At 60.4% G+C, this 20,991-nt stretch carries 21 protein-coding genes; 15 read left to right on the plus strand and 6 right to left on the minus strand.

The genetic code is table 11. The features are described 5' to 3' along the window. Positions 1–8 precede the first annotated feature (8 nt). Positions 9–785 carry a sulfite exporter TauE/SafE family protein gene (locus tag EL18_RS15055; RefSeq protein WP_244444614.1) on the minus strand — a complete coding sequence of 259 codons (777 nt, stop codon included), beginning with the start codon at positions 783–785 and terminating at the stop codon, positions 9–11. 83 nt (positions 786–868) lie between these two features. On the opposite strand from EL18_RS15055, the gene ruvC reads away from it, so the two are divergent. The 15 genes from ruvC (at position 869) to EL18_RS15130 (ending at position 16,252) form a co-directional block, all read left to right on the plus strand. Further along, positions 869–1,384 (plus strand): crossover junction endodeoxyribonuclease RuvC, encoded by a 516-nt coding sequence (gene ruvC, locus EL18_RS15060; RefSeq protein ID WP_036486012.1) that lies wholly within the window; start codon positions 869–871, stop codon positions 1,382–1,384. After that, on the plus strand, positions 1,381–2,001 hold the full coding sequence (gene ruvA, locus EL18_RS15065; RefSeq protein WP_036486014.1) for a Holliday junction branch migration protein RuvA: 621 nt from the start codon (positions 1,381–1,383) through the stop codon (positions 1,999–2,001). Before ruvC ends, ruvA begins: the two co-directional genes overlap by 4 nt. Before the next feature lie 61 nt (positions 2,002–2,062). After that, positions 2,063–3,103, plus strand: coding sequence for a Holliday junction branch migration DNA helicase RuvB (gene ruvB / locus EL18_RS15070; RefSeq protein ID WP_036486016.1), 1,041 nt, complete (start codon positions 2,063–2,065; stop codon positions 3,101–3,103). Next, complete coding sequence (gene ybgC / locus EL18_RS15075; RefSeq protein WP_036486018.1) at positions 3,103–3,555, plus strand: tol-pal system-associated acyl-CoA thioesterase; 453 nt, start codon at positions 3,103–3,105, stop codon at positions 3,553–3,555. Before ruvB ends, ybgC begins: the two co-directional genes overlap by 1 nt. 258 nt (positions 3,556–3,813) lie before the next feature. Further along, entirely contained in the window at positions 3,814–4,530 is a 717-nt protein-coding gene (gene tolQ, locus EL18_RS15080) for a protein TolQ (RefSeq protein ID WP_036486020.1), read from the plus strand. A 12-nt stretch (positions 4,531–4,542) separates the two neighbouring features. Further along, on the plus strand, positions 4,543–4,992 hold the full coding sequence (gene tolR, locus EL18_RS15085) for a protein TolR (protein ID WP_036486022.1): 450 nt from the start codon (positions 4,543–4,545) through the stop codon (positions 4,990–4,992). A 4-nt stretch (positions 4,993–4,996) separates the two neighbouring features. Next, the gene (locus EL18_RS15090) at positions 4,997–6,055 is read left to right on the plus strand and encodes a hypothetical protein (protein WP_036486024.1); all 1,059 of its coding nucleotides are present in this window, start codon (positions 4,997–4,999) and stop codon (positions 6,053–6,055) included. 41 nt (positions 6,056–6,096) lie between these two features. Continuing rightward, entirely contained in the window at positions 6,097–7,413 is a 1,317-nt protein-coding gene (gene tolB, locus EL18_RS15095) for a Tol-Pal system beta propeller repeat protein TolB (protein WP_036486026.1), read from the plus strand. A gap of 193 nt (positions 7,414–7,606) precedes the next feature. Beyond that, positions 7,607–8,125, plus strand: a complete 519-nt coding sequence (pal, locus tag EL18_RS15100) for a peptidoglycan-associated lipoprotein Pal (protein ID WP_036486036.1) — start codon at positions 7,607–7,609, stop codon at positions 8,123–8,125. A gap of 187 nt (positions 8,126–8,312) precedes the next feature. Then, positions 8,313–9,266: a tol-pal system protein YbgF gene (gene ybgF, locus EL18_RS15105; protein ID WP_036486038.1), complete on the plus strand. Its 954-nt coding sequence runs from the start codon at positions 8,313–8,315 to the stop codon at positions 9,264–9,266. Between the two features lie 9 nt (positions 9,267–9,275). Then, positions 9,276–10,553 (plus strand): tRNA lysidine(34) synthetase TilS, encoded by a 1,278-nt coding sequence (gene tilS, locus EL18_RS15110; RefSeq protein WP_051914332.1) that lies wholly within the window; start codon positions 9,276–9,278, stop codon positions 10,551–10,553. Positions 10,554–10,646: 93 nt separating this feature from the next. Then, on the plus strand, positions 10,647–12,584 hold the full coding sequence (gene ftsH / locus EL18_RS15115; RefSeq protein ID WP_036486040.1) for an ATP-dependent zinc metalloprotease FtsH: 1,938 nt from the start codon (positions 10,647–10,649) through the stop codon (positions 12,582–12,584). A gap of 232 nt (positions 12,585–12,816) precedes the next feature. Beyond that, positions 12,817–14,169, plus strand: coding sequence for a phosphoglucosamine mutase (gene glmM, locus EL18_RS15120; RefSeq protein WP_036486042.1), 1,353 nt, complete (start codon positions 12,817–12,819; stop codon positions 14,167–14,169). Between the two features lie 203 nt (positions 14,170–14,372). Beyond that, positions 14,373–15,215 carry an outer membrane protein gene (locus tag EL18_RS15125; protein ID WP_081871255.1) on the plus strand — a complete coding sequence of 281 codons (843 nt, stop codon included), beginning with the start codon at positions 14,373–14,375 and terminating at the stop codon, positions 15,213–15,215. Positions 15,216–15,409: 194 nt separating this feature from the next. After that, the gene (locus EL18_RS15130; protein ID WP_051914334.1) at positions 15,410–16,252 is read left to right on the plus strand and encodes an outer membrane protein; all 843 of its coding nucleotides are present in this window, start codon (positions 15,410–15,412) and stop codon (positions 16,250–16,252) included. Positions 16,253–16,423: 171 nt separating this feature from the next. Here EL18_RS15130 and EL18_RS15135 read toward each other — a convergent pair whose 3' ends face one another. From EL18_RS15135 to EL18_RS15155, 5 genes are all read right to left on the minus strand, one after another. Next, complete coding sequence (locus EL18_RS15135; protein WP_036486044.1) at positions 16,424–17,419, minus strand: tyrosine-type recombinase/integrase; 996 nt, start codon at positions 17,417–17,419, stop codon at positions 16,424–16,426. Between the two features lie 242 nt (positions 17,420–17,661). Continuing rightward, the gene (locus EL18_RS15140; protein ID WP_051914337.1) at positions 17,662–18,894 is read right to left on the minus strand and encodes a phage portal protein; all 1,233 of its coding nucleotides are present in this window, start codon (positions 18,892–18,894) and stop codon (positions 17,662–17,664) included. Then, entirely contained in the window at positions 18,891–19,424 is a 534-nt protein-coding gene (locus tag EL18_RS15145; protein ID WP_036486046.1) for an HK97 family phage prohead protease, read from the minus strand. The genes EL18_RS15140 and EL18_RS15145 overlap by 4 nt, the downstream gene beginning before the upstream one ends. After that, positions 19,421–19,696: a head-tail connector protein gene (locus EL18_RS15150; protein WP_036486048.1), complete on the minus strand. Its 276-nt coding sequence runs from the start codon at positions 19,694–19,696 to the stop codon at positions 19,421–19,423. Before EL18_RS15150 ends, EL18_RS15145 begins: the two co-directional genes overlap by 4 nt. Before the next feature lie 3 nt (positions 19,697–19,699). Then, entirely contained in the window at positions 19,700–20,944 is a 1,245-nt protein-coding gene (locus EL18_RS15155) for a phage major capsid protein (RefSeq protein ID WP_161782007.1), read from the minus strand. Positions 20,945–20,991 lie beyond the last annotated feature (47 nt).

The raw sequence follows: 20,991 nt of genomic DNA on the forward strand, positions 1-20,991 counted from the left end.
TCCTGTTTTCAGGCGACAAGACCACTTAAGGCACTGCGGAGTGCGCGCCCGACAGGCGGCATGGCCAGCAGTGCTGATGCCACGACCAGGCTGAAGGTGATACGCCGGTAGGTCGCCTCTGCCGACCGACCGTAGAGCAGACATCCTGTTCCCAACCCAGTCATGTAGATCGGGGCCATCGCGGCACCTAGCCAGACGCGCTCGGCGGTAAGGAAGCCGGCCGCCCACTGGTTGGCGAACGCGAATACCTCGCCCAGCATGAACAGGGCCATCAGGTTTGCACGGATCATGAATGCCGGGGCAGCCGAAGCCATCCAGTACATGATGACGGGAGGGCCGGGGATCGAGGCGATGCCCCCAAGCAGGCCTGATAACGCACCGACTGCAGTCGACACGGGCCAAGTTCTGGGGCCGTGATAGCGCCAGCCTCTCCACAAGAACACCGCACAAATGAGAATGATGATGGAGATCGCCCAGCGCAGTATGTGAGGGTCGCCGAGCTTCAGCACCATGATGCCCAGGGGAACAAACAAGGCGAGCCCCAGCGTTACAGGCAGCACTTCACGCCAATTCACATGCTTGAGCACTGGCAGTGTCAACGGAATGATGGGCAAGGAATCGATGATGACCACGATCACCACCGCCACCACCGGGTCATAAAGCGCGGCAGCAACCGGAACCACGATGAGGCCGGTGCCAAAGCCTGACAGGCCACGGGCAATGCCGGCGACCATCACCGTGGCGGCGAGTAGGAAAAAGCTCGTATCAAAAAGGATTCCGGACATCGTTTCCTGAAGCTGGTTGCCTGCAGAGGCTGCAGCGCGACGCATTTTGTGGCAATGCGCCTGACGCTGGCTATTGTGGGGCCATGAACAGCGCGATTCGCATCATCGGCATTGATCCGGGGCTCAGACGCACCGGTTGGGCCATCATCGAGAGCCTTGGCAACAGCCTGCATTTTGTGGCTGCAGGGACAGTGACTTCTGACGGCAAGGCGGATCTCGCATCGCGCCTTTGCCAGCTTCATGATGGCCTCTCGGACATTTTGCACACGCATATGCCGGTGGAAGCTGCCGTGGAGCAGACATTCGTGAACAAGGATGCCTCGGCAACGCTGAAGCTCGGCCAGGCGCGCGGCATCGCGATGCTCGTGCCTGCGCGGGCGGGTCTTCCCGTGAGCGAATATGCGCCCAACGCGGTCAAGAAGACGGTGATCGGCGTCGGGCATGGTGACAAGAAACAGATCCACATGATGGTGAAGGTCCTGATGCCTCGCGCGAAATTCGATACCGACGATGCGGCAGATGCCATCGCCATTGCCATCTGCCACGCCCATCACCGGCAGTCCGCGCCGGGCCGCCTTGCCATGGAACTTGCGAAATGATCGGCAAACTCAAAGGCATTATCGACGAGATCGCAGAAGACCATTGCGTGGTCGATGTCGGTGGCGTTGGCTATGTGGCCTATTGTCCGGCCCGAACGCTTTCGAGCCTTGAAGGCGAGGGAACTGCAGTTGCGCTCTATATCGAAACCTATGTGCGCGAAGACATGATCCGCCTTTACGGCTTCCGCACGCAGCTGGAACGCGAATGGTTTCGCCTTTTGCAGAACAATGTGCAGGGCGTCGGTGCCAAGGTGGCGCTGGCGGTTCTCTCCACGCTTTCTACGGCGGAACTGGCCAATGCCATTGCGCTGAAGGATGTCGCGATGGTCGCGCGTGCGCCGGGTGTCGGCAAGAAGGTTGCCGAGCGCATCGTTACGGAGCTGAAGAGCAAGGCACCGGCCTATGCGGGAGATGCCACCGGCACCATCGGCCTGAAACAGGAGCTTGGCGAGAACGCGGCACCAGCGCCCGTCGCAGACGCCGTTTCGGCACTCGCCAATCTCGGCTATTCGCGCGACCAGGCCGCGAGCGCGGTTTCCGCAGCCATGAAGAGTGCGGGTGAAGGAGCCGATGCCGGAACGCTGATCCGGCTTGGGCTGAAGGAACTGGCGCGATGAGAGTTGAACAGCAGCGCTCAGCAACCTATCCCTCCGTCACTACAGTTGGTGGAGCAATCGTATGAGTGAGGCCGATCGCCTGATTACGGCTGACAAGCGTGGTGAGGATGTGGATGCGTCCTTGCGGCCGCAGACGCTTGACGATTTTGTCGGGCAGAAGGCGGCGCGGGCCAATCTGAAGGTCTTCATTGAAGCAGCGCGCGGCCGTGGCGAGGCGTTGGATCACGTGCTCTTCGTTGGGCCGCCCGGACTGGGCAAGACCACGCTTGCGCAGATCATGGCGCGGGAGCTGGGGGTTAATTTCCGCTCCACCTCCGGTCCGGTCATTGCGAAGGCCGGTGATCTGGCCGCGCTTCTGACCAATCTGGAAGAGCGCGACGTTCTCTTCATCGACGAGATACACCGGCTCAATCCGGCGGTTGAGGAAATTCTCTATCCGGCGATGGAGGACTACCAGCTAGATCTCATTATCGGCGAAGGTCCGGCAGCTCGGTCGGTAAAGATCGATCTAGCCAAGTTCACGCTTGTGGCTGCGACAACGCGTCTTGGCCTTCTGACGACGCCGCTGCGCGACCGCTTCGGCATTCCGGTTCGGCTTGATTTCTACACGGTCGACGAGTTGCAGCATATCGTGACCCGCGGCGCGCGTATTCTGGGACTGCCCATGGCGGAAGATGGCGCGGAGGAGATCGCCCGCCGCGCGCGGGGGACGCCTCGTATCGCCGGGCGCCTGCTACGTCGCGTGCGCGACTTTGCAGCCGTTGCGGGCGCCGAGAAGGTCACACGCGAGGTAGCCGATCAGGCATTGTCACGGCTCGAAGTGGATTCCATGGGGCTCGATCAGCTCGACCGGCGTTACCTGACGATGATCACCTCGAATTTTGGCGGCGGACCGGTGGGAATCGAGACCATTGCAGCAGCCCTTTCCGAGCCGCGCGATGCCATCGAGGACATAATCGAGCCCTATCTCATTCAACAGGGATTCATCCAGCGCACGCCGCGCGGGCGTGTTCTGACCGCGCGCGCATGGCAGCATATGGGACTTGAGCCGCCGCAGGCCGTCACCGCCACCCAGATCAATCTTTTCCAGGAGGAGGATTGATGGCTGGCGAAAACGAGCTGGCGGGCGAGCTGACTGGCGAAGGTCACCGCTATCGGGCGCGCGTCTATTTCGCCGACACGGACTTCACGGGCGTTGTCTATCACGCGCGCTATCTGGAATTTCTGGAGCGCGGACGCTCGGACTTTCTGCGGCTTGCCGGTGTGCACCACACGGAGCTTGAAGAAGGCAAGCATGGTGGCGAAAAACTTGCCTGGATCGTCAGGCGCATGGAGATCGATTTCGTCCAGCCGGCGCGCATCGACGACGTCATGACAATCGAGACAAAGGTCGAGCGGCTTTCGGGCGCGCGCATCTATATGGCGCAGACCATCCATCGTGACGATACGCTGCTGATCAGGGCGCGTGTCGAAGCCGCAATCATCAGCGCCAGCGGCAAGCCACGTCGCTTCCCGAAGCAATGGGCAGCAGCTTTTCTTGGTGAAGCGGGATAATCTTCTTCTCGACGGAAATTGATCTCGTATCCGCGATTCCGCAGCGTCAGCGTAACGCTTAATTAACCATAAAGCCTCAAGACATTGAGCGGTATGGCCAAGGCCCATTGCGCCTTCCTTTTAACAAAATTGAAGGAAAGAAGAGCGCTGAGCAAGGCCCGCTGGGGACGCTTTCTGCTGCTGGAATGGCAGGGAGGCGAGTGGGCGGGGACGTGAAGTCAGATAAATGCTGCCCTTATCTTACGAGGACGAAGTTTCATGGAAAGTATAGCGCTCAACGCGCCGGGTGGTGACTTGTCGATCTGGTCGTTGTTTTGGGAAGCGGGCTGGGTGGTGAAGCTCGTCATGATCGGGCTTCTGGTCGCCTCGGTCTGGTGCTGGGCCATCATCATCGACAAGCTGGTGTCATTCGCGCGGATGCGCATGGCGCTCAACCGCTTCGAGCAGGTGTTCTGGTCCGGCCAGTCGCTGGAAGAACTCTATCGCTCGCTTTCGGAGCGCAAGACCACCGGCATGGGATCCATCTTCGTGGCTGCCATGCGCGAATGGAAGAAGAGTTTCGAAAAAGGTGCGCGTTCGCCCCACGGCCTGCAAATGCGTATCGACAAGGCCATGGATCTGGCGCTTGCCCGCGAGATGGAACGGCTTGAGGGCCGGCTCGGCTTTCTGGCCTCCATCGGTTCGGCAGCGCCATTTATCGGTCTGTTTGGTACCGTCGTTGGTATCATGACGTCCTTCCAGGCCATTGCCGGATCGAAATCCACCAATCTTGCGGTCGTCGCTCCGGGTATCGCCGAGGCGCTGCTGGCAACCGCGATCGGTCTGCTTGCCGCCATTCCCGCCGTCATCGGCTACAACAAGCTGACTTCCGACGCAGGCAAGATCGGCGCGCGGATGGAAGGCTTTGCCGATGAGTTCTCGGCCATACTCTCGCGGCAAATCGATGAAAAGGTCGCGCCCCGTAATCAGGGCTGAGGAGCAACTAGCATGGGCATGTCGGTAGGCGCCCCTCGCGGGGCCGGTGGACACAGAAGGCGCGGCCGCAAGCAGGCGCTGATGTCGGAAATCAACGTCACGCCCTTCGTGGACGTGATGCTGGTGCTTCTCATCATCTTCATGGTTGCAGCACCGTTGATGACGGTGGGCGTGCCGATCGACCTGCCGGAGACGCAGGCAAAGGCGCTCAACTCCGACACACAGCCGATCACGGTGTCGGTGAACAATGAAGGGCAGATTTTCCTTCAGGAGACTGAAATACCGATTGACGAGGTCGTGCCGAAGCTCGAGGCCATTGCACAGGCAGGCTACGAAGAGCGCATCTATGTACGCGGCGACAAGGCGGCCGACTACGGAACGGTCATGCGTGTGATGGCACGAATTTCGGCTGCCGGTTTCCGCAATCTCGGTCTCGTTACTCTCCAGGAACAGGACACCTAAGGTCATGAAGGCGGGGCTTGCCACATCGGTTGCTTTGCATGCTGCGATGCTGGGCTTCGGTCTGTTCACGCTGTCGGCACCCCGTGCCTTCGAGGTGGCGGATGTCGAGGCGCTGCCGGTGGACATCATTCCTGTCGATGCGCTGACGCAAATACAGGAAGGCCAGAAGGAAGCGCCGAAGCTGGACAAGCCTGCGCCCACGCCGACCGAACGGCCTGACCCCGTCGAGGACGCGGTCAAGGTCGGAGAAGCAGATCAGGACCAGGAAGCACCGCCGACACCGGAAACCAAGCCCCAACCTGTCGAGCAGGCCGCAGAGCCTCCGCCTGCGCCCAAGCCCACGCCCAAACCGGCTGAAAAGCCGGTCGAGGAGCCAAAGGTTGCCGAAACCCAGCCGCAGCCGGCACCTGAACCCGAGCGCGAGCCGGAAGCGCAGCCGCGTCAGGAAGTAACGCCCGAGCCGACTTCCGAGCCGCTGGTCGCGGAAAATCCGGTGGAAGAGAGCTTGAAGCTGCCGGACAGCGCACCGGTGCCGCAGGCTCGTCCGCAACCGCCCAAGCCGCAGACCGCCAAGGCGCCGGAACGCCAGAAGGCCGAAGAAAAGCCTGCGCAGCAGCAGGCGCAGAAGAGCGAGAAATCGGAATCCGAGGTCCTCGACCAGGTGGCCGCACTCCTGAACAAGGAGAAGGCTTCCGGTGGCGGGGCCAAGCGTTCACAGGAACAGGCTTCGCTCGGTGGCGAGAGCAAAACGGCTGGTGAAAAGCTGACGCAGAGCGAGATGGACGCCCTTCGCGGCCAGATCCAGCGTTGCTGGAACGTTCCGGCCGGTGCGCTGGATGCCGAGAATCTTCGGGTTTCCGTGAAGTTCAAACTGGATCCGAGCGGCGCAGTCGACGGATCACCTGAAATCATCTCCGGGGGCAGTGGTTCGACCGTGGAGCGCGCTGCAGCAGCATCGGCACGTCGTGCCATCCTGCAATGTGCGCCCTATAACCTGCCTGCCGACAAATACAGTGCCTGGGCAGACGTCATCGTGAATTTCGATCCATCTGACATGTTCTGACGGACCTGACCGGCGAAATGGAAACAGAGAGGCAATTGCTGATGCGAAATATCCTCAAGGCATCCCTGGCCATCGCGGTCTTTGCCGCTGCGATGATCGGCATGGCTTCAACACCGGCGCGTGCGCTGGTGGAAATCGATGTGAACAAGGGCGTGGTAGAGCCCACACCGATTGCAGTGACCGACTTTCTGTCCGGTGACAGCAAGGGCGCGGATATCAGCGGCGTGATTGCCGCGGACCTGCGGCGCTCCGGCCTGTTTGCTCCGATCGACAAGGCTGCCTTCATCGAGAAGATCTCGAACCCGGATGTTGCTCCGCGTTTCGAGGACTGGAAGGTTCTGAACGCGCAGGCCGTCGTCACCGGTCGCGTCACACAGGAGGCCGATGGCCGCCTGCGTGCCGAATTCCGCCTGTGGGATACCTTTACGGGGCAGCAGCTTGTCGGCGAACAGCTATTCGCGGATGCCAAGAACTGGCGTCGTATCGCCCATATCATTGCCGACACGATCTACGAACAGTTTACCGGCGAGAAGGGCTATTTCGACAGTCGCATCGCATTCGTCGCGGAGTCCGGTCCGAAGGACAATCGCGTCAAGCGCCTGGCCATCATGGATCAGGACGGAGCCAATCTGATCTATCTCAGCAACGGCAATTCCATCGTCCTGACGCCGCGATTTTCGCCGCAACAGCAAGAACTGACCTACATGTCCTACGAAAGCGGTCAGCCTCAGGTGTATCTCCTGCGCATCGAGACCGGCCAGCGCGAGCTGGTTGGCAATTTCCCGGGCATGACATTTGCACCGCGCTTTTCGCCCAATGGCGACAAGGTGATCATGAGCCTGCTGCGCGATGATGGTAATTCGAATATCTTCACCATGGATCTGCGTACCCGTGCTACTGCGCGCCTGACGGATACGAACGCCATCGACACCTCGCCTTCCTATTCGCCGGACGGCAGCCAGATCGTCTTCACCTCCGACCGTGGCGGGCGTGCACAGATCTATGTGATGGGTGCAGACGGCAGCAATCAGCGCCGCATTTCTTTCGGAAACGGTTCGTACTCAACACCGGTATGGTCGCCGCGTGGTGACCTGATCGCCTTCACCAAGCAGAGCGGCGGCGAGTTCCAGATCGGGGTCATGCGCACGGACGGATCGGGCGAGCGCATTCTCACCTCCGGCTATCTGCAGGAAGGCCCCACCTGGTCACCCAATGGCCGCGTGATCATGTTCTTCCGTCAAGCGGCAGGTGCAGGTGGGCCGAAGCTTCACTCGATCGATCTGACCGGTCGCAACGAGCAGCAAATCCCGACGCCCGACTTCGCGTCTGATCCAGCCTGGTCACCATTGCGCAACTGATTGCCGCCTTTCAGCCGCATTTGACAGTAGGTATGCCACATAACGGAGCTGCTTCGGCAGCTTCGTAGAGGGGGAGAGGGGCCAGGACAACAGACGGCAACCTTTCCTTAACCGTGTTTCTTGAGAGCTCCTTAACTTTGCTATGGTTACTGGAGCCTGAAGCAGTTCACCTGTATTTTAAGGAGAGACGGCAATGCGCCGTATCGCAGCCCTAACGAAAAATCCCGCTATCATCGTGCTTTTCACAGCCTTGGCCGTTGCCGGCTGTCGCTCGAAGCAGCAGGTGCCGAACAATGCCGCCGAGCTTGGCCTTGGCGCAGGTGCGGGCACTTCCGCGGCTACGCCCGGCTCCACTCAGGAGTTCACCGTCACCGTCGGCGACCGCATCTTCTTCGACACCGACTCGACGCTGATCCGTGCCGATGCACAGGCGACGCTTGCCCGCCAGGCACAGTGGCTCAACCGGTATTCCAACTACTCGATCACGCTGGAAGGCCATGCCGACGAGCGCGGCACGCGTGAGTATAACCTGGCGCTTGGTGCCCGACGTGCTGCCGCCGCGCGTGACTACCTCGTCAGCCAGGGTGTTGCGGCCAACCGCATTCGCACGATCTCCTACGGCAAGGAGCGGCCCGTGGCGACGTGCGATGACATTTCCTGCTGGTCGCAGAACCGCCGCGCGGTCACCGTTCTCAACGGTGCGGGCAGCTAGTTCCCGATCCATCGGACCAGATGAACCAAAGGCGGTGCTGCGGCGCCGCCTTTTTCCGTTCTATGCGGGTTTTGGCTGATCTTGGGTAATACAATCAAAATTTGGCCGAAGTCTCGCGCCCTGTTAAAAGGACTGGCGGTCGCGTGTTGGCCGTGATCTCGAGCCGTTTTCTGGAGAAAGAGACGAAATGCCATTTCGCATTAGCGTGTTACGTGCCGGACTGCTGCCACTTGTTCTAGCCATCGCAGCCGGTTCTGCGAGTGCTGGCGGGCTGCATCCCGTGCCGAAGATGCAGGTGGGGGCGCAGGATGCACCGATCATTCAGGTGCAAGCGGTGGATCCGCGTGTTTCCGCACTTCAGGAAGAAGTGCGCCGCCTCACCGGGCTGGTGGAAGAATTGAATTTCCAGCTCTTGCAGACACAGGATGAAATCCGCCGGATGAAGGAAGACAACGAGTTCCGCTTCCAGGAACTTGAGGGAAAGCAGACCGATGCCGGCTCGTCAGCCGGTTCTTCTTCCACGCAGACGGCGCAAACGCCTGATGCGGGGAATACCAATCCGGATGCCGGTGGCTCTGCCACCGCATCTGCGCCTTCCTCGACCGGAGAAGCGCCGCAGACGGGCGAACCACCGCGCACGCTGGGCTCCATCACCTTCGACGAGAACGGGAACATTGTCGCCGGGGACAACGAGGTCCCGATGGACATGCTCCCCGACGGCGAGCCGTCAGCCGAAGTCGCCGCTCTGCCCGAGACGAGCAGCCCGGATGAGCTTTATCGCAACTCCTACGAATTCATCCTGTCTGGTGATTACAAGACCGCTGAAGCCGGTTTCCGCCAATATATCGATCAGTATTCAGGTGAGGAACACGAGGCAGACGCGAAGTTCTGGCTGGGAGAAGCGCTTCTCGGGCAGGATCGCCACCGCGAGGCAGCGGAAGTCCTCTTGCAGGCAAGCCGCGCACATCCTTCCGCCAACAAGGCGCCCGAAATGCTCTTGAAGCTTGGTATCGCGCTTGCAGCGATGAACCAGCGTGATGTGGCATGTGCCACCTATAGCGAGATAGGCCAGCGTTATCCGCAGGCTTCCGATGCGCTGAAGCAGCGCGTCGAGGAAGAACGGTCTTTCGCCGGCTGTTGAGCCGAGAGCGTGATCCGTTTCCACGAGACTTTCGACAGATTGACATTGCAGCCGGGAGAGCCCGTTGTCGTTGCTGTTTCGGGCGGCAGTGACTCCTTGGCGATGCTTCTGCTGCTGCAGGACCATTTGCGGCGTTCAGGCCGGTCCTGGAAGGTGCAGGCCGTCACGGTCGATCATGGACTGCGTGAGGCTTCCGCAGGCGAAGCCGAAGATGTTGCCCGGTTGTGCGACGCTTACGGAATAGGCCACCGCGTGATGCGATGGCAGGAGGAGAAGCCTGCAGCCGGTGTAATGGCTGCAGCTCGAGAGGCGCGTATGGCCTTGCTTGCGCAAGCGGCGCATGAATGCGGCGCGAGGGTTGTCCTCGTGGGGCATACGGCGGATGACCAGGCCGAGACGGTTGTGATGCGCAAGGCGCGCGGCCACGGGCGCGGTCTGGCGGGGATCGCACCTGCGAGCCTTTTTCGGCAGCAGGTCTGGTTCGTGAGGCCTCTTCTGAATATTCGCCGGCAGGAATTGCGCGGCTGGCTGCATGCTCGCGGCATCCGCTGGATCGATGACCCAAGCAACGAAAACATTTCCTTCGAACGCGTTGCCACGCGCCGGCATCTTGCTGGCGCAGATATCTCCGGGGTGCTGGCAGAGCAACGTGCTTCAGCCGCAGCCCGTGAGGAGGAGAACATCAATCTGGCCGACTTCCTCGCCCTGCATCTCGGCATGGACGAGGAGGGGCGGCTCTTACTTTCACGAAGTGCTCTAATGTCACTATCGCCTGGCCCGCGTGCCCTGTGCGTGCGCACCTTGTGCGCTGCGGCGGGCGGGGCCGAGCAATTGCCCGATGAGAACAGCGCTGCCCTGGTGCTTGAAAACATTTCGGCGGGAAGAGGCGCCAGTCTGGCCCGCGCGGTGATAAGCTGCAGGAAGGATGTGGTAAGGTTTGCACGGGAGCAGCGAAATCTGCTGCGGCTCGATCTTGCGGATGCGACACCCGACTGCCCCTTTGTCTGGGATGGGCGTTACGAGATCGTAGTTCGAAAGAAATTTGATGGGCAGCTGGGGGCTGGTGGGCGCTCGGCTCTGCCCGCAGCCTGGTTCAAAGGGGAGCAACTGGACAAAGTCGGGCAGGACGACATCTTTCACGCCAGGCCACTCGTTGCGCCCTGGAGCCGCCTCCTGCCAAGCTTCGATCTGCCGCTTGCTGCCGCTATCGGCAATGTGATCGGCGCAGGTTTGCTGCCGCACTTGCCTCTGCAAGGCCACAATGGCAGGCAAGGCTTAACCGAATGAAGGAGATGCGCTTGGCAAGGCCATGTGCGCTCCCTATGTTAGATCAGATATGCAAATGACGTTGCCGGCCTCGGCGCACTCACGGGACGCTTTATGAATCCGAACTACAGAAATTTCGCGCTGTGGGCGATAATCGCAGTGTTGCTCATAGCCCTGTTCAACCTGTTTCAGGCGCCGCAGCAGCGCAGTGCTTCGCGCGATGTTGCCTATTCCGAATTCCTGCAGGACCTGTCCTCGGGCAGGGTGGATTCCGTTACGATCACCGGCGACCGTATTACCGGCACCTATACGGACAACAAGCAGACCTTCCAGACCTATTCGCCGGGTGATGATTCACTCGTGCAGCGTCTTGAAGATCGCGGCGTGACGATCAATGCGCGACCCGAGAGCGACGGCTCCAATTCCTTGCTTGGTTATTTCATTTCGTGGCTGCCGATGATCCTGATCCTGGGCGTGTGGATATTCTTCATGCGCCAGATGCAGTCGGGTTCGGGCCGCGCGATGGGATTTGGCAAGTCAAAGGCCAAGCTTCTGACCGAAGCGCATGGTCGCGTGACCTTCCAGGACGTTGCCGGCGTCGATGAGGCCAAGGAAGACCTTGAAGAGATCGTTGAATTTTTGCGCGACCCGCAGAAGTTTCAGCGTCTTGGCGGAAAGATCCCGCGTGGTGTTCTGCTTGTCGGCCCTCCGGGAACGGGTAAGACCCTGCTTGCGCGCTCGGTGGCGGGCGAGGCGAATGTGCCTTTCTTCACGATTTCGGGTTCGGACTTTGTCGAAATGTTTGTCGGTGTCGGCGCCTCCCGCGTCCGCGACATGTTCGAGCAGGCCAAGAAGAACGCGCCCTGCATCATCTTCATCGACGAAATCGATGCGGTGGGGCGTCATCGTGGTGCCGGCCTCGGCGGTGGCAATGACGAGCGCGAGCAGACGCTGAACCAGCTTCTGGTCGAAATGGACGGCTTCGAGGCGAATGAGGGTATCATCCTCATTGCTGCCACCAACCGTCCCGACGTCCTTGATCCCGCGCTTCTGCGTCCCGGTCGCTTCGACCGTCAGGTCGTTGTGCCGAACCCGGATGTTTCCGGCCGCGAGAAGATCCTGAAGGTTCATGTTCGCAATGTGCCGCTGGCCCCGAATGTGGACCTGAAGATTGTTGCGCGCGGCACGCCCGGTTTCTCCGGTGCCGATCTTGCCAATCTCGTCAACGAAGCTGCCCTCATGGCTGCCCGACGCAACAAGCGGCTGGTCACCATGCTGGAATTCGAGGATGCCAAGGACAAGGTCATGATGGGTGCCGAGCGCCGCTCGCATGCCATGACGCAGGAGGAAAAGGAACTGACCGCCTATCACGAGGCAGGTCATGCCATTGTTGCGCTGAACGTGCCCAAGGCAGATCCGGTGCACAAGGCCACGATCATTCCGCGCGGACGTGCGCTTGGCATGGTCATGCAGTTGCCCGAGGGCGACCGCTATTCGATGAGCTACAAGTGGATGATCTCGCGCCTTGCCATCATGATGGGTGGACGCGTTGCCGAAGAACTCAAATTCGGCAAGGAGAACATTACGTCAGGCGCCTCCTCCGATATCGAGCAGGCCACCAAGCTTGCGCGCGCAATGGTGACCCAGTGGGGCTTTTCCGACGAGCTTGGGCAGGTGGCCTATGGCGAGAACCAGGAAGAGGTCTTCCTTGGTCACTCCGTCGCGCGCCAGCAGAACATGTCGCAGGAGACGCAGCAGAAGATCGACAGCGAAGTTCGCCGTCTGATCGATGAGGCTTACGAGACCGCACGCGACATTCTCACGAAAAAGAACAAGGAATGGATCGCCATCGCCGAAGGTCTTCTCGAATACGAGACGCTTTCCGGTGACGAGATCCAGGCCATCATGCGCGGCGACAAGCCGTCCCGCGACATGGGTGACGACACGCCTCCTTCCCGCGGCTCAACCGTGCCCAAGGCCGGTGCGCGCAAGGAAGGCAAGAGTGGCGGAGAAGAACCCGATGCAGGCATGGAGCCCCAGCCGCAGGGCTAGGCTCGCAGCCTTTCACACATATCGAGCGCTGCAACGTGATCGCGTTGCAGCGCTTTTCTTTTGCGAGAAGCCGCTGTTAAGCTTTTGCAAACCATGCATGGCAAGCCGCTGTTCATAAGAGTGGTTTACAACTTCTCACATAATGTGATGCCTCTTTGCCGCGCAATTTGTGGCAAAGGGTAGGGATTGCTTCGTGGGGAAGAGTTCCAAACCAGTTCAGGTACGAAACACAATGGCCAAGAAATATTTCGGCACCGACGGTATCCGCGGGCGTGCCAATCGCTTTCCGATGACTGCAGATGTCGCGATGAAGGTTGGTATGGCTGCAGGCCTGACCTTCCAGAACGGCAATCACCGCCACCGTGTCGTGCTTGGAAAAGATACCCGTCTTTCCGGCTACATGATTGAAAACGCGCTCGTGGCCGGTTTCTGCGCTGCGGGCATGGATGTCTTCCTTCTCGGCCCGATTCCCACTCCGGCCGTAGCGATGCTTGTACGTTCATTGCGCGCCGATATCGGCGTGATGATTTCCGCTTCGCACAATCCTTACCACGACAACGGCATCAAGTTGTTCGGTCCCGACGGCTACAAGCTTTCCGACAAGATCGAGGGGCGCATCGAGGCAATGCTCGACAAGGAAGTCGAGCTGGCATTGGCGGACGCGAATGCGCTGGGCCGCGCCAAGCGTGTTGATGGTGTTCATGACCGCTATATCGAGCATGCAAAGCGCACATTGCCGCGCGCCATGTCCCTTTCCGGCCTGAGGATCGTGATCGACTGCGCCAATGGTGCGGCATATCGCGTCGCACCGGCTGCGCTGTGGGAGCTTGGTGCGGAGGTCATCACGATCCACAACGAGCCGAACGGCCTCAACATCAACGACGACTGTGGCTCCACCCATCCAGCCAGCCTCGCCAAGAAGGTTCACGAGGTTCGGGCGGATATTGGCATCGCCCTTGATGGTGACGCCGATCGCGTGGTCATCGTCGATGAAAACGGTTCGGTCATCGATGGCGACCAGATCATGGCGCTCATTGCCCAGTCCTGGCACGAGGCCGGTCGACTGACCGGTGGTGGCGTGGTGGCAACCGTCATGTCCAATCTCGGTCTCGAACGCTTCCTGGGGGAGCGTGAGCTCAAGCTGCACCGCACCAAGGTCGGGGACCGCTATGTGGTCGAGCATATGCGCGCTCACGGGCTGAATGTCGGCGGCGAGCAGTCCGGCCACGTCATTCTCTCGGACTTCTCCACCTCGGGTGATGGTCTGGTGACCGCATTGCAGGTGCTGGCCTGCATAAAGCGTCAGAACAAGCCTGCGAGTGAAGTCTGCCGCAAGTTTGAGCCTGTTCCGCAGGTCTTGAAGAATGTGCGTACCGGTGGTGGCAAGCCATTGGAGAATGCGCAGGTAAAGGCTGCAATTGCAGATGCCGAAAAGAAGCTTGGCAAGAGTGGCCGCCTGGTTATCCGGCCTTCGGGCACGGAGCCTTTGATCCGCGTGATGGCGGAGGGTGACAATCCAGACCTCGTGAACACGGTGGTGGACGACATCATAAGCGCCATCAGCGACGTGCGCTCGGCTGCCTGATACAGTCTGGTTGCGAAAGCAAAGACCGCGATGATGGATGCATCATCGCGGTTTTTCTTTGTCTGCAGCATCCATGGAAAGTGAAGCGCAGAATATCCGTACAACGCGGTAAATCAGAGTTAAGTGCGACTTAACCTTTTTCCTTCAATCTTAACCACGAGCTTAAGTGAAGATAAGGCGGCGTCGAGGGCGCGGCCATGAGGATGGGGTTCATGCTGAAAGCCGTTAAGCATTCTGTTGCCGTGGGAGCATTGCTCATCACCACGAGCGCCTTTGCTGCCGATCCGTTCGAGCCGCAAGTCGTCGAGATGCCGCCATACCAGCCGCCGCAGGTGGTGGAGAAGTCGGTGTCCACCGGCAACTGGTATCTTCGCGGTGATGCGGGCTACCACTGGTCCGAACTGCGGGGCATCCATTACTATACCGCTCCGCCCATCCAGGCGCAGACCTTCGCGACGCATGAGCTGAAGGGCGCGTTCTCGATTGGTGGTGGTGTCGGCTACAAGATCAGCAAGCATTTCCGTACCGATCTGACCGCCGACTACTGGCTCAAGGCCGATTTCAACGGCTCGACCACCAACGGCGTTGACGTGTCAAGCGATGCTTCCGCCTATAGCGCGCTGCTTCTGATGGCAAATGCCTATGTGGATCTGGGCACCTATCACGGCATCACGCCTTATGTTGGTGCAGGTATTGGTGGCGCCTATGTGAAGTGGGATGATCTGGCGAACACGATCGGCACCACGACGACCTATCACGAGGGCAATGCCGAATGGCGCTTTGCCTGGGCACTGATGGCCGGTGCTTCCTATTGCCTGACCGACAGCCTCGAGCTTGATGCAGGGTACCGCTACGCCAATATCTCCGGTGGCGAAATGTTCGGCATCGCAGAAGGTGCCGGTCCTGGCTATGACGAGGGCATGCATGTTCATGAAGCCCGCGCCGGTCTGCGTTTCGCACTGGGCGGTCAGGGCAGCGCGAACTGCGCTCAGCCACAGGTGGTTTCCTATGAGCCGCCAAGCTTCGAGCCGCCGGTTTACAAGTAATCTCCAGCTCAGGCAGCGAGTAGAAGAGCCGTCCGGAGGAAACTCCGGGCGGTTTTTCTTTGTTGCTCTTTCCGCACGAAAACAGCGTCAAGACTTCGTTAGCCTTAACCGCGGCTTAACCACCATGGTTAACAATGGTGGAGACAGCGGCGGGGGGCAACACGGCTCCGTCGCAATTTGCGGAGTAAAACCAGATGCGCCAGCTTTTCAAAGCCACCTTGCCGGTGGTTCTTCTCGGCGCAGCAAGCGCCCCTCAAGCCCTTGCTGCGGACTATGATCCGCCTCTCGTCATCGATGAGGTGCCGCAATACAAGCCCGTGGAGATCGGCTCCGGCTGGTATCTGCGTGGTGATATCGGATATGCCGTGAAGACGCGGTCGGGTGGCAACCCCACCTATCGTAGCTTTGATGGCACCAACTACTACGACAATGAATTCGCTTCCGGCGAGTTTGGCGACGACTTCAGCTTCGGTGCAGGCTTCGGCTATCATTTCAATGACATGCTGCGTGGCGATCTGACGGTCGAGCGGATGGAAACCGATTTCTTCGGCTCCACGGTATCTGCAGCTCCCTGTCCTGGTGGGCCGGTTGACACAAGCTGCCGCTCGGAGGACGGAGCAGAATTCGAAGCCTATTCGGTGCTCGCCAATGCCTATGTCGACCTTGGTACCGTTGTCGGCATCACGCCCTATCTTGGTGCCGGTATCGGCTACACCTATGTGAGCTGGGACGAACTCAACAACACGACCTATTGCGTGGACGGAGCGGGGAGCTGTACCGGCTTCGTGAATTTTTCCACGCCTCATGAAGGCGAGCGCGACTGGCGCTTCACATATGCGCTCATGGCAGGTGTTTCCTATGACATGACCAAGCGCACCAAGCTGGACCTCGGCTATCGCTACATGCATGTCGATGGTGGCAACATGTTCAATTGGGATGCTGGCAGTGCTGCTGCCGGTGCATCCGGTGTTCAGGGCGAAGACAAGGGCTTTTCCAAGCACGAGCTTCGGGTCGGCCTGCGTTTCGACCTCTGGTAGTCCGCTCCCAGCGCAAATTTCGAGGACGGGCGCTTTCGGCGCCCGTTTTTCGTTCTGGCAGACGATGCGTCGTCAAAAGGCTTGACGCGGGGAACGCTTGGCCCTATTCCCGTCCGTGGGCCACCCCTCCCCACCGAGGGTAAGAGTTCGACATTTTTTTCTCCTTGTTTTTCAACTGCTTGCCACTTTATCGGTTTGTTCTTGTGTCAGATTTGTGCCAAAAACCACATCTGTGACTGTCCGATCTCCCATTGCATGTGCGTAGGTTTTCACCAGCGTAGTCACGTCTCTCCATCCACCCATCTTGGCAACGGTCTTCACGTCGATACCTGCATGAAGCATCGTCGTCGCGAAGCCGTGCCGACATGAATGGGGCGAGAGCCGCTTTATACCGGCTCGCGTGATCGTTTTGTCCCATACCTTGCGCACGTTCTCCCTGTGCATGTATCGGAACACACGCTCGTCAGGCCTACGGTTCGACGGAATGTTGGACAGAGCAGCCACTAGACGTGGCTGCAGGTGAGCGATCCGCTCGTTTCCGACCTTCGTCTGACGGATCGTGACCGTCCGGGCCGACAGATCGACGTCACCCCATGTTACAGCGACAGCTTCGCTAATGCGCGCGCCGGTTCCGAACATGAACAGGCACAACGCACCAAGGTGCGGGGACGCATGGGCCGCGAAAGCTTCTGCCCATTCCAGTGTCGCCGGCTGCTTAATCTTTGCGTCCACCTTAAAACGCTTCACCTTAAGATATGCGCACCAGCCGTTTTCTGCAGCGTAGTTGATGACAGCCTGCGTCGGCACAACGGCTTGCCTGTTGCGCGTGGCTGCACTTCCGACCGGGTAGAGTTTGATCGCCGCCGAACGTACGGCCTGGTCAGTTACGTCTCTCACTAGGGTATCGCGCCAATAGTCTTCGACGCGCTCAAGAAACCGCGTCGGCTTGCCCGCTTCCCGGTATGCGATTGCCGCATCTGCGAAGGTCAGCGTTGCGCCCGGTCCATCGAGATGACGCGTCCATTCGCGCTGTTCGCGTTCGGCCGCGATCCGTTGCGCTCTTGTCTTGTCCTCAGTTTCTGTAGAGCCGCGTATCCGCCTTCCGGCGATCGTACCCCGGTAGTGCCAGATTTTGCCGCCGCGTCGGCGGTAGAGCTTGAGGGACATGGTCGGGTCGCCTCCATCAATGTGCGCACGTCGGTTTCTGTTAAAATCATTCGCTTGCCGAACTCACGGCAGGCGCCAAGTGCGCGGGCCAACTGCCGCAGTGATCGTTCCGAAACACCAAGATGCGCCGCCAAGTCTTCCGGCGTCGTGTAATCCGGCAGTAGCTTTGTCATCGCCTCAGCCTCCCGACAGCACGCTGATTTCGCGGAAGCGGTTGCGTCTGCGTGCATCGCCGTTTGCAATCATTCCGCGCTCTCGCCGTTTGCAGAGGTGCCGCGCTCACTGAGCGGCACCATGTTGAGGGGCGAAAGGTATTCGCCGCCGCCGTCGATCTCTGGCAGGTTCTCCCAGCCGCGGATTTCGTTCGGGCTGAGCCAACCCCATTCGCGGCCGATACGATAGCTCTCGTAGCGTGCCTTCATGTCGCCGCGCAGGAGGCCGGCGAGGTCGTGCTCTACGAACAGCGTCTTTCGGCTTTGCTCAGGCAGTAGCGCGACGTTCATCGCCTGCTCGACGCGCCGCGCCATCGGTGCGAGACAGCGCACAACAAGAGCACGGCTTTCCGCCTCGACGTTGGAATAGGTGCCATGGTCGAGGATCCCGGCGACGGTTGGCGGAACGCCCCAGATGCGGCAAATATCGAGATTAGTGAGCTTTCGGCTTTCCAGGAACTCGGCGTCCTTCGCCGTCATAGAGAAGGATTTCCACTCCGCGCCGCCGTCAAGTACGAGCACGTTGGAGGTGACGGTGTTCGCCTCAATCTTGGCTTTGAGCTTGTCGAGAGCGCTATCCTTACCTGTTTGCCCCAACATGTTCGGAAATACGAGCGCGCCGGATGGCCGGTTACCCTTCGCCGCCAGCCCCGCCGCCGTATCCTGTTGCGTGAGCGCTAGGTTGAAGGTCTCGCGGGCGAGTTGGATAGGCGAAAGGCCCATCACGCCGTCGCGGGCAAGCCGATAGCGGAGATGCAGCATCTCCTCCTGCAAGTAGATGCGCGTTCCCTTCCGACCCGTCACGCGATAGCGCAGCCGGCCGTTTTCTAACTGCTCTACAGCCACGCTGCCGGGGTCGAGCGGGTTGAGCGCCACCACCTGGCCGCGACCGTTCCATTCGAGTGCCGCATAAGCGTTTCCGGCGATCAAAAGGCTCGTTAGAAGCGCCTCGCGCGCCTCAAAAGCCGTCATGTTGGCGTTCGGCATGTTGTGCAGGACGCCGTAAAGCGGATGGTCAGTCGCCCGCTCGCGTCCGCCGTTGTCGGTGCGGCGGTAAAGGTTGAGCGGAACCGCCGCAAGCGCCTGCGATATGATCGAGATGCAAGCCCCGGCCGTCGCAAGGCCGCTGGCGCGGCGCGGATCGACATAGGAACCGATGCCGCCATTAAGGCCGAACCATTCGGCGATGAAGGGGTCATCCGACTGGATGCGGGTTTCGGTGGCGCGCGTCTCGCGGCCAAGGATGCGGTCAATCCAGCTCATCGGGACAGCTCCAGAAGTTTCAGCGCACGCTCGGCATAGGCGCGATGTGGCGCGGCCGACTGGAGCGAGCGGGCTTGAACGATTGTGCCGTCATAGGCCGGCCATGCCAGCACGATGGAGATTTCATGCAGGTCCACGCCGCGCAGCTCGCGGCGATCGCCGTCGCGGTGCTCATCAACTGCCGTGAAGCCGAAGGACATGCCGCCCACGTCGCCACGCTCGGCCAGCGCGAGCACGTCGCGGCCTGCGCTCGTGTCCGGAACGTCGAGCGAGAAGGCCAAGCCCTTCGTGTCCTCGGCCAGCCTGAGTGTGCCGGAGCGCGTACGGGCGAGCACGCGGCCGGGATCGTGATCGACCAGGGCGAGAATGTCGCGCCGCGCGCGGAGCGAGGCCGCGAAAGCGCCAGGCGCGATCGTCTCCATGAATATGCCGCCGATATCGGCCGGATTGTTGAAGGTCGCAGCATAGCCTTCAAGCTTGCGGCCGTTGGCGCGAATTTCCATCGCGAGGGCGCGGCGCTCGGTTTTCATAGGTGAACGCTCCGGTAGGGCTGAATGAGACGGTTAACGCCGATCTGGATTGCGGCGTTTTCGGCGTCCCCGACGGCTTCGCGGTGCTCATAAAAATGCGCCACGAGCATCAGAATGGCGTGATCGACGGCTGGCGGAACCGGTGCGGTGGTCGTGTCCACGCCGATGCTTTCGAGGTGGTTGCTTGCCGCCGCGATCATTTCTTCGATGACGCTATCATCGTCATCGAAGTCGACGCGGCAGTGAGCTTTCGCGGCGGCAAGCGTAACCATGGCTCAAACCTCCGCGAAGGCAAACGCTTCGGTGTGGCGCACGGCCACGTCGGCGTCGAGGAACGCATGCAGAAGCGCGCCGCCATTGCTGGCCACGTCCGGGTGGTATGGGTTGATGAGAATGTCCACTGCGCTCCAGTACCCAAGGTAGAGTTGCCCCCACTGGCCATAGATCAGCGCCGACTTATCGGACGCACCGCCTATGTCGGCGGGAACCTGAGTGCTGACCTCGACGCGTCCGCCATGGAACAGCTCGGAAGCCGGGATCACGTGGCCATCTGCGTCCTTCGTCTTACGCCCGATCTGCATGACGTTGGGATTGGTCAGGAACGCAGCCGTGCCGGTCACGTCGTCGAGCTCAAGCGCAGCGATAAGGTTCGCTGTCGTGTCGGAGAAGTCGGCTTCGGTTGTGACCTTTTCGACACCAGGCGTGTTAAGGATGCCAAGCGGCTCCGGTCCCGTTCCGCTGCCGTTGATGGCGGCACGGTCTAACGCTTGAGCCAAGAGGAAACCAAGATCACGGCGCAGAAGATCCTCTATAGCCGTGTTCGACTGGAGGATGAGCCGGCGCGAAAGCCGATATTCTCCGGTCACGGTTTTCGGCGCCATGGACACCTTTGAGAATGTTGCGGTCGAGCGGGTGGCGTTACCGTCCTCGGCTACCCAAGCCGTGGAGCCGCTGGCGGCGAGGTTTGGCAGATCAAGGAAGCTGGAAAGGCCGCGCATCACGGTCGCGCCCATGCTCTCGACGCGGAGAGCCGGCCGGAAACGATCCGCCACGGCCGCAAGCTGCGTGGCGACAGTGTATCCGCCATCCGCAGGCGTGCCGACCGTCTGCGATCGGGCTTCGCCCAGGATGATTTCGGACGGGACGGCCACGTGAATGCCGCTGCCGCTTCGCGCCTCGCGACCCTTCGTAAGTTCCTGGTGCACTTCCGCCTCGCGCCCGGTCAGCCGGCCGGAAAGCGCGCCGTTGATTGCAGCCGCCAGCGAATAACTGCGCAGCTCGCGCCGCATTTCGCCGCCGTCGACAGGCTCGCCCTGCGCCTCGAGGCGTTCATAGGCAGCAAGCTTTTCGGCGCGGTCGACCTGGTCGCCAAGCGCCCGCACTTCCTTGTCGAGCGCGTCGAACTGCTTGCGCTCACCGTCGTCAAGGTCGCGGTTGTCGTTCGACGCTTTCTCGTTGATCGTGCGCATTTCCGCGATTTTCGCGGCGCGCTGTTCCTTCAAGTCCTGCAGTCTCGGCATGTCAGTCTCCATCTTGGGGATTAGCCGCCTCACGGCGGGTTAAGGGT

It is taken from the genome of Nitratireductor basaltis (assembly GCF_000733725.1).
GTDB lineage: Bacteria > Pseudomonadota > Alphaproteobacteria > Rhizobiales > Rhizobiaceae > Chelativorans > Chelativorans basaltis.